The sequence below is a fragment of the Corynebacterium ammoniagenes DSM 20306 genome, from assembly GCF_001941425.1.
Classification (GTDB): Bacteria; Actinomycetota; Actinomycetes; order Mycobacteriales; family Mycobacteriaceae; genus Corynebacterium; species Corynebacterium ammoniagenes.
Genome location: NZ_CP009244.1, coordinates 1 through 13,395 on the forward strand (window position 1 = coordinate 1; position 13,395 = coordinate 13,395).

11 protein-coding genes and 2 tRNA genes are annotated in these 13,395 nt (G+C 52.8%); 10 read left to right on the top strand and 3 right to left on the bottom strand.

Going from position 1 to position 13,395, the window contains the following annotated elements:
• The 6 genes from dnaA to CAMM_RS00030 all read left to right on the top strand — a co-directional run bounded on the left by dnaA (position 1) and on the right by CAMM_RS00030 (position 8,859).
• Positions 1 to 1,866 (top strand): chromosomal replication initiator protein DnaA, encoded by a 1,866-nt coding sequence (gene dnaA / locus CAMM_RS00005; protein ID WP_040355229.1) that lies wholly within the window; start codon positions 1 to 3, stop codon positions 1,864 to 1,866.
• 734 nt (positions 1,867 to 2,600) lie between these two features.
• Positions 2,601 to 3,797, top strand: coding sequence for a DNA polymerase III subunit beta (gene dnaN, locus CAMM_RS00010; protein ID WP_003847036.1), 1,197 nt, complete (start codon positions 2,601 to 2,603; stop codon positions 3,795 to 3,797).
• Between the two features lie 12 nt (positions 3,798 to 3,809).
• On the top strand, positions 3,810 to 5,066 hold the full coding sequence (gene recF / locus CAMM_RS00015) for a DNA replication/repair protein RecF (protein ID WP_003847037.1): 1,257 nt from the start codon (positions 3,810 to 3,812) through the stop codon (positions 5,064 to 5,066).
• Positions 5,059 to 5,655, top strand: a complete 597-nt coding sequence (locus CAMM_RS00020) for a DciA family protein (RefSeq protein ID WP_003847038.1) — start codon at positions 5,059 to 5,061, stop codon at positions 5,653 to 5,655. Before recF ends, CAMM_RS00020 begins: the two co-directional genes overlap by 8 nt.
• Positions 5,656 to 5,952: 297 nt before the next feature.
• Positions 5,953 to 8,031 (top strand): DNA topoisomerase (ATP-hydrolyzing) subunit B, encoded by a 2,079-nt coding sequence (gene gyrB, locus CAMM_RS00025; protein WP_040355232.1) that lies wholly within the window; start codon positions 5,953 to 5,955, stop codon positions 8,029 to 8,031.
• A 105-nt stretch (positions 8,032 to 8,136) separates the two neighbouring features.
• The gene (locus CAMM_RS00030) at positions 8,137 to 8,859 is read left to right on the top strand and encodes a hypothetical protein (protein WP_003847040.1); all 723 of its coding nucleotides are present in this window, start codon (positions 8,137 to 8,139) and stop codon (positions 8,857 to 8,859) included.
• Positions 8,860 to 8,866: 7 nt separating this feature from the next.
• On the opposite strand, the gene CAMM_RS00035 is transcribed toward CAMM_RS00030, so the two are convergent.
• The 3 genes from CAMM_RS00035 to CAMM_RS00045 are packed head-to-tail and all read right to left on the bottom strand — an operon-like array spanning position 8,867 to position 9,820.
• The gene (locus CAMM_RS00035; RefSeq protein WP_040355235.1) at positions 8,867 to 9,307 is read right to left on the bottom strand and encodes a DUF6918 family protein; all 441 of its coding nucleotides are present in this window, start codon (positions 9,305 to 9,307) and stop codon (positions 8,867 to 8,869) included.
• 31 nt (positions 9,308 to 9,338) lie between these two features.
• Positions 9,339 to 9,599 (bottom strand): hypothetical protein, encoded by a 261-nt coding sequence (locus CAMM_RS00040; protein ID WP_003847042.1) that lies wholly within the window; start codon positions 9,597 to 9,599, stop codon positions 9,339 to 9,341.
• Positions 9,596 to 9,820 carry a hypothetical protein gene (locus CAMM_RS00045; protein WP_003847043.1) on the bottom strand — a complete coding sequence of 75 codons (225 nt, stop codon included), beginning with the start codon at positions 9,818 to 9,820 and terminating at the stop codon, positions 9,596 to 9,598. The genes CAMM_RS00040 and CAMM_RS00045 overlap by 4 nt, the downstream gene beginning before the upstream one ends.
• Positions 9,821 to 9,889: 69 nt before the next feature.
• On the opposite strand from CAMM_RS00045, the gene gyrA reads away from it, so the two are divergent.
• The 4 genes from gyrA (at position 9,890) to CAMM_RS00065 (ending at position 13,198) form a co-directional block, all read left to right on the top strand.
• Complete coding sequence (gyrA, locus tag CAMM_RS00050; protein WP_003847044.1) at positions 9,890 to 12,460, top strand: DNA gyrase subunit A; 2,571 nt, start codon at positions 9,890 to 9,892, stop codon at positions 12,458 to 12,460.
• A 5-nt stretch (positions 12,461 to 12,465) separates the two neighbouring features.
• Positions 12,466 to 12,828, top strand: a complete 363-nt coding sequence (locus CAMM_RS00055; RefSeq protein ID WP_040355239.1) for a DUF3566 domain-containing protein — start codon at positions 12,466 to 12,468, stop codon at positions 12,826 to 12,828.
• Positions 12,829 to 13,038: 210 nt separating this feature from the next.
• A tRNA-Ile gene (locus tag CAMM_RS00060) sits at positions 13,039 to 13,115 on the top strand.
• 10 nt (positions 13,116 to 13,125) lie between these two features.
• Positions 13,126 to 13,198: transfer RNA gene (locus CAMM_RS00065), tRNA-Ala, on the top strand.
• Positions 13,199 to 13,395: the final 197 nt, after the last annotated feature.

The window sequence follows — 13,395 nt, forward strand, 5'->3', positions numbered from 1 at the left end:
GTGTCTGACCAACAATCGTCCCTGAACTCCACGTGGCGTGTCATCGTTGAAGATCTCATTCGACGCTCTGAACAGCCGAACTCGGAAGTGCCCACTTTCAGTGCGCAGCAGCGGGTGTACCTGCAGCTTGTCAAGCCGATCATGATCAGTGATGGCTATGCCTTTTTGGCAACCCCAGATCAAACCGGGCGGGATATCGTCGAGGCTGAACTTTCCACGCATATCGCCGCTGGACTATCTCGCCACATGGGACGTCCATGCTCTGTTGCTATTACGGTGGCACCACCAGAAGAAACTGCACCCCCGCAGCCGCAGTCTTCGCAATACCCGAATCAACAGGATTCGGGGCGCCAGGGCAACCAATTCAATAATTATGAAGAAGACCGCCCGCGTTTAAACCAGGTCGACGTCACCAACCAAGACTTCCATGAAGTTCACCGTTCAGTTTATGGCCAATTCGATCAGGGCACTGGCCACAACCCCAATACCCAAAATTTTCATACACCGGAGTCCCAGACACGGTCTCCCCAACAACACCCCGGACAGCAACACTCTCAGACGCAGTCGCAGCAGCACCCTTCTGCACCCATGCAGGATCAGCGTGAGAACAACCCACGTTTTAATGACTTAGCAAGCAATCGTCACGATATGTCAGAAGATTCTTCTTCTGGATCTTTTGCCTCTCCGCAATCGTGGCACACCAGCCATTCACCAGCGAATTTGGATGATCTGGCTGATATCTACCAAAACCAGCAGTCCAACCAGTCTTCTTTCCAGGCACCGTCCTCTGCGCGAATTCCGCGTGAGCGCCCCGCGCATGACCCCAACCGTGAGCAATCACTAAATCCAACGCATACCTTCGATAACTTCGTCATTGGTTCCTCGAATCGTTTTGCTAATGGCGCAGCCGTTGCCGTCGCGGAAAATCCTGCCCGTGCCTATAACCCGTTGTTTATTTGGGGCGGGTCCGGACTCGGCAAAACACACCTTTTGCATGCGGCGGGCAATTACGCGCAACTGCTGCATAAAGGTCTACGCGTGAAGTATGTATCGTCGGAAGAATTTACGAATGACTACATCAACTCTTTGCGTGATGATAGGCAGGAGTCTTTCAAGCGTCGGTACCGCAACCTCGATATTTTGATGGTTGATGATATTCAGTTCTTAGAGGGCAAGGAATCGACTCAGGAAGAGTTCTTCCATACCTTTAATGCCCTGCATCAGGCCAATAAACAGATCATTTTGTCTTCTGACCGGCCGCCAAAACAATTGACCACGCTAGAAGACCGCTTGCGTACCCGCTTCGAGGGCGGGCTCATTACAGATATTCAGCCACCGGATCTAGAAACCCGCATCGCTATTTTGATGAAGAAGGCTTCCGCTGATGGCACCACTGTTGATCGCGCGGTGTTGGAACTTATCGCGTCCCGCTTCGAATCATCGATTCGTGAGCTCGAAGGTGCACTGATCCGTGTCTCGGCCTATTCCTCCTTGGTCAATGAACCAATCAACATTGAAATGGCTGAAGTCGCGCTGCGTGATTTGGCACCGGACTCGGCGGCCGAGCAAATTACACCCAATACGATCATTGAAGTCACCGCAGAGTTCTTCAATATTGATGTAGCAACCTTGACGGGGTCGGGTAAAAAGCGCGATATCGCCCACGCCCGTCAGCTAGCGATGTATCTGTGTCGTGAACTTACAGATCTCTCCTTGCCGAAACTCGGCGAGCAGTTCGGCGGTAAGGACCACACCACCGTTATGTACGCCGAGCGCAAGATCCGTCGCGAAATGACAGAAAAGCGCGAGACTTATGACGAGATCCAGGCGTTAACCCAACGTATTAAGGCACGCGGTCGCAACTAGACCTGTCATTGTCCGCTTAGTTGCTGAGTAAATCTTGGTGGCTAGGCGGATTTTCTAGTTTTACGGGGTTTACCAGGCTAAAAGTTATCCACAAAGTTATTCACACTTGTGTAATTCCATCATTGTAATTTAATGAGGTTGCTCACAGCATCTGTTTTCACAAGCGTAAGAAAACCTCCGACCTGCTGTGATCACTGCTGTGCGATCTCAGTGAATAACAAAGACCCACCTGTGGATAACTTTGATGTAATTTGAGTTATCCACATTTCGCCCGATCTATCCACAGATTGATCACATGTGATCACACACGTAGGTTTTGCTCCTCGACCATGGATTTCTTGTCATTATCCACAGGATTCACAACGGTTATTACTACTACTATCTTTATTTCTAGATCACTTAGAAGAAAAAGGGCCTGTGTGGAAGTTCGAGCGCCGCCCACCTGGAGCCGCCGAAATTGCGAATTACAAGAATCCGCCGGAAGTAGCGCTCAGGCCCTGCAACTGGTTAAGTTAGAAGCAGTTAGAAACGAGCAATTGTTGTAAGTTGCTCAACCTTTAAACATTTTGAAACCAGGTAGATTCAGGTCATTTCCTGCACCTGCGGTGATCGCCACCCAGTGGTTACTCGCCAGGCAAAAGCAAGAAATACCTAGTCGGCGTGCGTCGAATGACAAATAGCTCGCAAGCTAGGCACGACGCATCGAACGTGAGTCAAGGAGAGTAAAGACGCACATGGAAACCCTAACGACCAACGCCGTGTCTTTTCGTGTGGCTAAAGATGACCTCAGCCACGCAGTTGGATGGGTTGCCCGAAACCTACCGACGAAGGCAGCGCAGCCAGTCCTGCGCGCAATGATTTTCACCGCGGATGACAATGGCTTGGAAATTGCAGGATTCGACTATGAGGTTTCCACTCGTGTTCGGATCGCTGCGGAGATCGAAGAGCCTGGCCGCGTAGCTGTGGCCGGCAAGCTCATGTCTGACATTGTCAGCGCTATGCCTAATCGGCCGGTAGAGATTCGCCAAGAAGACACCAAGGTTCTCATTCAGTGTGGTTCTTCACGCTTTGAGCTGCCGACCATTTCCTTGGAAGACTACCCACAACTTCCGGTATTGCCCGAGGTCACCGGCAAGATCAACCCACAGCTTTTCTCTGAAGCGGTCTCCCAGGTCGCCGCAGCAGCGGGCAAAGATGACACGTTGCCAATGCTCACCGGCATCAGCATGTCCATCGAAGGCAAAGATGTGCATCTAACTGCCACTGACCGCTTCCGCCTGGCAGTGCGCACTTTTGAGTGGGAGCCCACGGCTGAGGATGTAAAGACCCAGCTGTTGGTACCAGCCAAGACTCTGCAGGAAACTGCGCGCACGCTGGACTCACACATCAATGACCCCATTGAAATTGCAGTCGGTACCGGCGACAGCATTGCTGCCGATGGCCTCTTTGGCCTGCACGCCGATAACCGTGAGACCACCACGCGCATGTTGGATGCAGATTTCCCGACGGTCTCGCACTTGCTGCCGAAGACGCACACTGCCATGGCCTCGGTTGAGATCGGTCCACTGCAGGAAGCTATTCGTCGTGTTTCTTTGTTGACGGACCGAAATGCTCAGATCCGTATGCTCTTTAGCGAAGGCGAAGTACAGCTTGCAGCAGGTGCAACGGATACGGGCAATGCCGAAGAAACCATCCCTTGTGCATTTACCGGCCGTGATGAACTGCTGATTGCTTTCAACCCGGCCTTCCTCAAAGACGGCCTAGCAGTTATTCCAACGGATCGCGTGGTCTTTGGCTTTACGGAACCATCACGCCCAGCGATTATGATTCCAGAGCCAGAAGAGCTCCCGGAAGCAGATGAAGATGGTAATTTCCCAACGCCTGATACCTTCTTCACCTACCTTTTGATGCCAGTGCGTTTGCCTGGTTAAACTACGCAATAGATGTATATTCGTGAGCTTGACCTGCGGGATTTCAGATCTTGGACGGAGCTAAAGCTAGATCTGGATCCCGGCATTGTCCTTTTTGTAGGCCGCAACGGTTTTGGTAAGACCAATATCGTTGAGGCCTTGGGCTATGTCGCGCACCTAAGTTCACACCGCGTTAATCAAGACGCACCTTTGGTGCGGCAAGGCACGGCCAGCGCCAGGGTTTCTGCGACCGCGGTCAACCAGGGCCGCGAACTGACAGCACACATGCTGATCAAACCTCATGCTGCTAATCAAGCCCAGATCAACCGCACCCGGTGTAAGTCCCCGCGCGAGCTTTTAGGCGTTGTAAAAACCGTGCTCTTTTCCCCGGAGGATTTAGCTTTGGTGCGCGGTGAGCCGGCAGAACGTCGCCGCTACCTTGATGACATCATCGCGACGCGAACTCCGCGTCTAGCTGGGGTGAAGGCAGACTATGACAAAGTTTTGCGCCAACGCAATGCTTTATTGAAATCTGCATCGGCAGCGATGCGTCGTGGATATGGGGATACCGAGGGTGCTTCGGCCCTGGCGACATTAGACGTGTGGGATACCCAGCTGGCGACGCTGGGCGCACAGGTTATCAATGCGCGCTTAGAGCTTATCGATGAGCTCTCAGATCTGATCCCTGCTGCGTATGAAGGTTTAGCGCCCGAATCAAGGCCTGCGCATATTGCGTATAAAGCAACGATTGATACCTCTGACCGTGATGTATTAGAAGCCGTCATGCTCGCGGAATTGGGAACTAAACGCCAACGTGAGATCGAGCGTGGAATTTCTTTGGTAGGCCCCCACCGTGATGACCTGGAATTACATTTGGGCACCGCCCCGGCCAAGGGGTTTGCTAGCCATGGTGAGACGTGGTCTTATGCCATTGCTTTGCGCTTTGCAGAATTCCAACTGCTGAGATCCGAGGATTCCGATCCTATTTTGATCCTGGATGACGTCTTTTCAGAGCTAGATGCCAAGCGCCGCGAAAAGCTGGTGAAACTCGCAGCAGATGTTGAACAGGTCTTTATCACCGCCGCTGTCGATGAGGATCTGCCAGAAAACCTCGTGCCCATCAAGCGCTATGAAATCGGTGTGGAAGATACCGCTGATGGCCGGGTTTCCGTCTTGGTTCAGCCTGATGATAGCCGCGATGGCCGCGGTATCGAAGAGTCTGCTTCTGCACCTAGAATAGAAGAACAGGAGCACGGCGGAACCACAAAGGCTGGTGGCAGCGATGTCTAATACAGACCCAGTGCAACAAGCCTTTGACCATATTCGTAAGCGTTCGCCGAATCCGCCGAAGCTACAGCATGTGTCCCGATCCAAGATCGCGAAGATGCAGGTGGAAAAGCCCCAGGGCGTCCCGGTGCCCCAGGTGCCGGGATTTGATATCTCGGAGCTGACAAAAACTCCGCAGAAACGTTATCGCGGCAAAGGCCGCGAAACCGGAGCTGATGGTCGTCGGCGCCGCAAGGGCGTGGATATTCCGAAATTGGGTTCTCATATTGCACGCGAGGTCACGTCGCGTGGCTGGGAACACGAATTAGCGCATGGCTGGATTACGGGGCATTGGCACAAGCTAGTCGGCGAAAAGATCGCGCAGCATACCCACCCAGATCGCATCGAAAATGGCATTATTTATGTCGCCTGCGATAACTCCAATTGGGGTACGCAACTGCGCTATTTGCAACGGCAGATTCTGCAGCGGATCTCGGAGCAAGTTGGCGTAGATGTCATTACACAACTGAAAATTTCCGGTCCGAAGCAACATAAAAATTACCAAGGGCCAATGTGGGTAAAACCGCAGGGCTCGAAGGATACATACGGTTAAATTATCAATCTGGTTCTAAAACACTGTTAACCAGCTCGTTCGCAGCATTCTTGAATCGGCGGGAGCCGATCTGCTCGGTGCAAACGTAAAAAATAACGCATAATTTGGCGTTTAACCGGAGTGACATCTGTCTAGGTAGGGGGACACAGTGTAGAATGGATAAAGTCTTAGAACTACACGGACGCGAAACCGTGGCCGTGATTAGTTCACCCTTTATTTAAAGGGGCATTGCATTATTGATTTCTACGATGGCATCTCGCCACCGTTTAAATTTGGAATAAAGGAGTACACGGTTTCGTGGCTACCCAACCAGAATATAACGCTGGGTCAATTACCATCCTGGAGGGCTTAGAAGCTGTCCGTAAGCGTCCAGGTATGTATATCGGCTCTACCGGACCTCGTGGTTTGCACCACCTGATCTGGGAGGTCGTCGATAACTCAGTGGATGAGGCCATGGCAGGACATGCCTCCAAGGTCATTGTTCGCCTCATGGAAGACGGCGGCGTTGAAGTTACCGATGATGGCCGCGGTATCCCCGTGGGCATGCACGCCTCGGGTGCACCGACCGTCCAGGTCGTGATGACCCAGCTGCACGCAGGCGGCAAGTTCGACTCGGACTCTTATGCCATCTCCGGTGGTCTGCACGGCGTCGGTATCTCCGTTGTCAACGCGTTGTCTACCCGCGTCGAAGCGGAAATTAAGACTGACGGCAAGCACTGGTACCAGGTCTTTAATAACTCCATCCCGGAAGAGCTCCAAGAAGGCGGCAACGCGCGTGGATCCGGAACCAAGATTCGATTTTGGGCGGATCCGGAGATCTTCGAGTCCGTCGAGTATGACTATGACACCATTGCGCGTCGTTTGCAGGAGATGGCATTCCTTAATAAGGGTTTGACCATTCAGCTCATTGATGAGCGCGTGACCAAAGAACAGCTGGATCTCGAAGCCATCGCAGACGCGGAATCCGGCGAAAAGCAGCTGGATGAGACCTCTTTTGATGATGAAGAGGTAGATGACTTCGTAGAAGAAGGCGCTGTTACACCTGCGCCTGTGGAGACGTCGGGTTCTTCCAAGAAGAAGCTGCAGAAGAAGGTTACGTACCACTACCCAGATGGTCTGATTGATTACGTCAAGTTCCTCAATAAGACCAAGTCTGCTATTCACCCCACCGTGGTTGCTTTTGATGTCAAGGGCAATGAACACGAGGTTGAGGTAGCCATGCAGTGGAACCAGGGCTACAAGGAATCCACGCACACTTTTGCCAACACCATCAACACTTATGAAGGTGGTACCCACGAAGAAGGTTTCCGTTCCGCACTGACATCGTTGATGAACCGGTACGCCAAAGAGCACAAGCTCATGCGTGAAAAAGATGGCAGCTTAACAGGTGATGACTGCCGTGAGGGCCTGGCAGCGGTGGTCTCGCTCAAGGTTGCTGATCCGCAGTTTGAGGGTCAGACCAAGACGAAGTTGGGCAACTCTGAGATCAAGGGCTTTGTTCAGCGTGCAGTCAATGAGCACCTCAATGACTGGTTTGATGCCAACCCGGCTGAGGCCAAGGCCATCGTAAATAAGGCCGTGGCGTCGTCGCAGGCTCGTGTGGCAGCGCGCAAGGCGCGTGAGTTGGTGCGCCGTAAGTCTGCGACGGACTTGGGTGGTTTGCCAGGTAAGCTCGCCGATTGCCGTACCAAGGATCCGAAGATCTCTGAGCTGTACATCGTGGAGGGTGACTCCGCAGGTGGTTCGGCCAAGGGCGGCCGTGACTCTATGTTCCAGGCTATTTTGCCGCTACGTGGCAAGATCTTGAACGTGGAGAAGGCGCGCATGGACAAGGTGTTGAAAAACGCCGAGGTTCAGGCCATCATCACCGCGCTGGGCACGGGTATCCATGAAGAATTTGATATCACTAAGCTGCGCTACAACAAGATTGTGCTGATGGCCGACGCCGACGTTGACGGCCAGCACATCGCCACGTTGCTGCTCACCTTGCTCTTCCGCTTCATGCCGCAGTTGGTCGAGGAAGGCCACGTCTACTTGGCTAACCCACCGCTGTACAAGCTCAAGTGGGGCAAGGGCAAGCCAGGTTATGCCTACTCTGATGCCGAGCGTGATGAGTTGCTGGAGGAAGGCCTTAATGCCGGCCGCAAGATCAACAAGGATGACGGCATCCAGCGCTACAAGGGTCTTGGTGAGATGAATGCATCTGAGTTGTGGGAGACCACGCTGGATCCATCCAACCGCATCCTGCGTCGTGTTGATTTGGAAGATGCGCAACGCGCTGATGAGCTCTTCTCCATCTTGATGGGTGATGACGTAGCCGCACGCCGTTCCTTCATTACTCGCCGTGCAAAGGATGTCCGCTTCTTGGATATCTAAGCCGTAAGGTTTTTCAAGCAGTTGCTTGTCGATGGCTAGTTCTTAACGAAACACCGTCATTACGTTTTAAAACGTAATGACGGTGTTTTCTCTATTCTTGAGCACATGACCGTTGAGATCATCACCACTCAGTTCATCGCTAAGCCCGAAGACCTTGATCGGGCCTATGCTCTTTATGAAAGCCGTATTGCGCAAGCGGATGCTCGGATTCTGGCGTATTCGGCAAAGCCGATTCCGAGCACAAACGAATTTGAGTTGTGGTCGCTTCGAACCCAGGCGGTTTATGACCGGCTTGATTCCCCTGAAGAGTGGAAGCTTTATGAACTCAATGCGTTGGTGGAGTTTGATGAAGCCAATGATGACGAGGTGAAAGAAAAGTTCTTCTTCGAAGATGACACTGAACCGACTGCTTTTCCAAGCTCGTTAGGTGGGGCTTTCGATATGAAGCTTGTGCGTGAGTCAAATATCGTGCCTGGTCACGACGGTCTTAGTTATGTCACGGTAGCGTTTTTTACGCATCCAGATAACCTATTGAAAGTGCCGGAGCTGTTCTCAGAGTTTGTCTCGGCAATTGATCCGATTGTATACGGTGGCGTCCCAACCGAAGTCGAAGAAGTTTATATGCCGCAATATGCCGGGCCGTTATGGTTGAAAGCCGCACAGCATGAGCTAGATCAAACTGGCGATGACACCAATTATGGGGCGAAGCGAATGTGGTTAGGGTGTGTGGTCATTGATGATGACGCAGAAAAGCTCGCAGAGCACCTGCCGGAATCATTAGATCCAGATAATTTCGTGCTCGCGAGCTTATATCCTGAGCCCTTCTAAGCGTGGACTACTTCATGTGCTTTTGAAGGATGCGGCCCAGCTCGGGGACTTTGCCTTCCACAATCTTGGCGCCCTTATTGCGCAGGGACTTGTAGGTCTTGGCTAGGGGGGCGACGTTGATGCGCTCGGCGTGGCGGTCAGCGGTGGACATCACGGCATCGGAGACTTCTGCAGAGTCTTTTTCCAAAAAGGTACCGAAGTCGGTGGCGCCGGCCTTTTCAAACTCAGCCCAGCGGGGTTCTAGATCACCCAGCATGCCCGGCAACATTTGGTTAATACCTTTGGGGATGATGTCTGCGTTAATTCGGGTTGCGGTTGATACCGCGCCCTTGATCGCCATCCCGGAAATTCCGGATTGTTCAGCGACGGTGTGTTGAATGAGCTCAGTCAGGTCGGTGATCAAGCCAGGACGAGTTCTAGGTTCGAGGAGCTGGGAAAGATTAGCCATGCACACCATAGTAATGGGGCGGTGCGCGCTATTAGCCACCATCGGCAACGGCGAGGTGGATTTTCGCGCAGATAGTAGCAAATTCCTTATTGTGGCCGCTTAGCGCTTCAACTTTCGTCAAGATTTCATAGAGGCTGGCGGCTTCTTGGCGGGGGTTGTCGTGGATCCGGATGCCATCGATAAGCGCATGCGCTGCGGCTGCCGCGGCTACCAACGCTGAATAGTTGCTGATGCGCACTCGATGCACTTCACAAAAGCGCTGCGCGACAATCAGTAATTGCTCAGCTCTCATAGCGAAGCCTGGCCCCGGGAACGGCGAATATCTGCTTCCAGCGCACTGCGGCCTTTGATGTGCTCGCGGGCAAGTTCATCCACGGTAGCGTCGTTTATGGTGCGCGCTGCGGCAAGCGCGATTGCGCGAACTACTGCCTCATGCTTGGAGGTGCCATGCGCGGAAGCGAGCAAGGTTAATGCGTGATCTTGTTCAGGAGTCAACCGAAGCGTCATTGCCATACTCGTTATGGTATCACCGTGATACCACAAACGGGCATTAAAGGCTTAAAACGGCTAGGATAAAGCCTTATGAGCGATGATAACGGCGATCTTTATGACAAGATCCACCCCATTGATATCAATGAGGAAATGGAAACCAGCTATATCGACTATGCAATGTCTGTCATTGTTGGTCGTGCGCTACCAGAAGTACGCGACGGTCTAAAGCCAGTACACCGTCGCATTTTGTATGCGATGTATGACTCGGGCTACCGTCCTGAGCGCGGCTATGTGAAGTCTGCGCGTCCAGTTGCAGATGCCATGGGTCATTTCCACCCACACGGTGACTCGGCTATTTATGACGCGCTGGTGCGTCTGGCGCAGCCATGGAATATGCGTTACCCAATGGTTGATGGCCAGGGTAACTTCGGCTCCCCAGGTAATGACGGCCCGGCAGCAATGCGTTATACCGAGTGCCGTATGACGCCTTTGGCGATGGAAATGGTCCGCGATATTCGTGAAAACACCGTGGACTTCTCACCAAACTACGATGGTAAGACCCAAGAGCCAGATATTCTGCCATCGCGTATTCCTAACCTGTTGATGAATGGTTCCGGCGGTATTGCCGTTGGTATGGCCACCAACATCCCGCCGCACAACCTCAAAGAATTGGCAGATGCCATTTTCTGGTTGCTAGAAAACGCAGAAGCTTCCGAAGAAGAATCTCTGGAAGCGTGCATGAAGTTTGTGAAAGGTCCAGACTTCCCAACTTACGGCTTGATCGTCGGCGATAGCGGTATTAAGGATGCTTACACCACCGGCCGTGGTTCTATCCGCATGCGCGGTGTGACCTCCATTGAAGAGCAGGGCTCACGCCAGACCATCGTTATTACGGAGCTGCCTTACCAGGTCAACCCAGATAACTTGGTCACCAATATCGCGGAGTCCGTAGCCAACGGCAAGATCGCTGGTATTTCCAAGATTGAAGATGAATCTTCTGACCGCGTGGGCATGCGCATTGTTATTACGCTCAAGCGTGATGCCGTAGCGCGCGTGGTGCTCAACAACCTGTACAAGCACTCCCAGCTGCAAACTTCCTTCGGCGCGAATATGCTCTCCATCGTTGATGGCGTGCCACGCACCCTGCGTATCGATCAGATGCTGCGCTACTACGTGGCTCACCAGATCGAGGTCATTGTTCGCCGTACCCAGTACCGCCTGGATGAAGCTGAAAAGCGCGCACACGTCCTGCGTGGTCTGGTTAAGGCACTGGATATGCTCGATGAGGTCATCGCGCTGATCCGCCGCAGCCCAACCGTGGATGAAGCCCGCGAAGGTTTGATGTCCCTGTTGGACGTTGACACCATCCAGGCCGATGCCATCTTGGCCATGCAGCTGCGTCGCTTGGCTGCTCTGGAGCGTCAAAAGATCGTTGATGAGTTGGCAGAGATCGAGCTTGAGATCGCTGACTACAAGGACATTCTGGCCAAGCCTGAGCGTCAGCGCGCGATTGTGCATGATGAACTGCAGGAAATCGTGGACAAGTATGGCGATGAGCGTCGTACACAGATTGTTGCCGCGACCGGTGATGTGACCGATGAAGACCTCATCGCTCGTGAAAATGTGGTTGTGACAATTACCTCAACCGGCTACGCCAAGCGCACCAAGGTTGACTCCTACAAGGCGCAAAAGCGCGGCGGCAAGGGCGTACGTGGTGCAGAGCTGAAGCAAGATGACATCGTCAAAAACTTCTTCATCTGTTCCACCCACGACTGGATTTTATTCTTTACCAACTTTGGTCGCGTCTACCGCCTTAAGGCCTATGAATTGCCAGAGGCATCACGCACCGCACGCGGCCAGCACGTGGCTAACTTGCTGGAGTTCCAGCCTGAAGAAAAGATCGCGCAAGTTATTCAGATTCAGTCCTATGAGGACGCGCCATACTTGGTTCTGGCTACCAAGCAGGGACGGGTTAAGAAGTCCCGTCTGACGGACTATGAGTCCGCGCGTTCGGCAGGTCTGATTGCTATTAACCTCAACGAGGGCGATTCCCTGATTGGCGCTGAGCTGGTCTCTGATGCAGATGACATCTTGTTGACTTCGGAGCAGGGCCAGGCCATCCGCTTTACTGCGGATGATGAGCAGCTGCGTCCAATGGGTCGTGCAACCGCTGGTGTTAAGGGCATGCGTTTCCGCGATGATGACCAGCTGTTGAGCTTGTCCGTTGTGCAAGAAGGTGGCTACCTCCTGGTGGCTACCTCAGGTGGCTACGGCAAGCGCACGGCCATTGAGGAATACGCACCACAAGGCCGCGGTGGCTTGGGCGTGATGACATTTAAGTACACGCCAAAGCGCGGCAAGCTGATCGGCGCCATCACCGTGATGGAAGATGATGAAATCTTTGCCATTACCTCTGTGGGCGGCGTAATCCGCACTGAAGTCAATGAGATTCGTCCATCCTCGCGTGCCACCATGGGCGTGCGTTTGGTCAACCTCAGTGACGATGTTGAGTTGCTTGTCATCGACCGTAACGTGGAAGATGATGGGGAAGAGGAAGCGCTGGCTGTAGCGAAGGGTGAAAAGACTGTGGAGGATGCTCGACAGGAATTAGACCCTAATAAGTCAGGTGACCAGGACAACGATTCCGAAAATAAGGAGTAATTCCTATGGCACGACGAAATGTTTCGCTGAAGCGAATCACACCGCTATCGGCGTTTCGCGTCGGTTTGGCCATGTCGCTAGTGGGCTTAGTGGCCTGGTTGATCGCAGTTGCGGTCTTGTACTTCGGCATGAGCCAGTTCGGGATTTGGGAGTCCATGAACTCCCTGATCTTCGACGTTGGTGGCAACCAGAGCATCACCTTCGGCATGGTATTTGCCGTGTGCGCCCTGATCGGCGTGGTGGTCGCGATTTTCAACACCATCCTCGCACCGTTATTGGCGCTGATCTACAACGCCGTGGTTGATCTCTTCGGCGGTTTAGATATCGGTTTGCAGGACTCCGCGAAGCCGTCTAAGGCAGCTAAGTAGCAACCAGCTTATTTCGCAGCAGATCAGGCTCTACATCGCCGCACGCTATGTGCGATGTAGAGCCTTTTGCTTGTCGATGCCCCCCTTCGCTTCCTTCTTCCATGTCCGCAACAAAGAAACTGCACATGAACTACTGGTTAAAAAGCGTTTTAACCAGGCGATTTGGTCAATTTCAAAGCCGCTTGTATAGTTACTATTCGTTCCGCTTAAGGGCCTATAGCTCAGTCGGTTAGAGCGCATCGCTGATAACGATGAGGTCGCAAGTTCGATTCTTGCTAGGCCCACCAACGGAACAATGGGGCATTAGCTCAATTGGTAGAGCACCTGCTTTGCAAGCAGGAGGTCAGGAGTTCGATTCTCCTATGCTCCACAGTTAAAGGCTTGGTAGAGAAATCTACCAAGCTTTTCGTGGTTCCACTCGCTGAGTGAGCCTGGGGGTTAAGGGAACAAAGGGGATGCGGACTGTTCTTGGGACAGTTTTGTTAATGAAGCCAGCAGGATTCGGTAAAACCGATGGGATAGTTTCGTGTCTTCCCTGCAGTTTCCGCCTAGGGCCAGGGCGTAATC

What these genes read in the sequence shown, in the direction of transcription:
- CAMM_RS00045 (WP_003847043.1), bottom strand. Translation starts at nt 9,820, where the DNA reads ATGGCAATGACGCTTCGGTTGACTCCTGAACAAGATCACGCATTAACC.
- recF (WP_003847037.1), top strand. Translation starts at nt 3,810, where the DNA reads ATGTATATTCGTGAGCTTGACCTGCGGGATTTCAGATCTTGGACGGAG.
- dnaN (WP_003847036.1), top strand. Translation starts at nt 2,601, where the DNA reads ATGGAAACCCTAACGACCAACGCCGTGTCTTTTCGTGTGGCTAAAGAT.
- CAMM_RS00055 (WP_040355239.1), top strand. Translation starts at nt 12,466, where the DNA reads ATGGCACGACGAAATGTTTCGCTGAAGCGAATCACACCGCTATCGGCG.
- gyrA (WP_003847044.1), top strand. Translation starts at nt 9,890, where the DNA reads ATGAGCGATGATAACGGCGATCTTTATGACAAGATCCACCCCATTGAT.
- CAMM_RS00030 (WP_003847040.1), top strand. Translation starts at nt 8,137, where the DNA reads ATGACCGTTGAGATCATCACCACTCAGTTCATCGCTAAGCCCGAAGAC.
- CAMM_RS00035 (WP_040355235.1), bottom strand. Translation starts at nt 9,307, where the DNA reads ATGGCTAATCTTTCCCAGCTCCTCGAACCTAGAACTCGTCCTGGCTTG.
- CAMM_RS00040 (WP_003847042.1), bottom strand. Translation starts at nt 9,599, where the DNA reads ATGAGAGCTGAGCAATTACTGATTGTCGCGCAGCGCTTTTGTGAAGTG.
- CAMM_RS00020 (WP_003847038.1), top strand. Translation starts at nt 5,059, where the DNA reads ATGTCTAATACAGACCCAGTGCAACAAGCCTTTGACCATATTCGTAAG.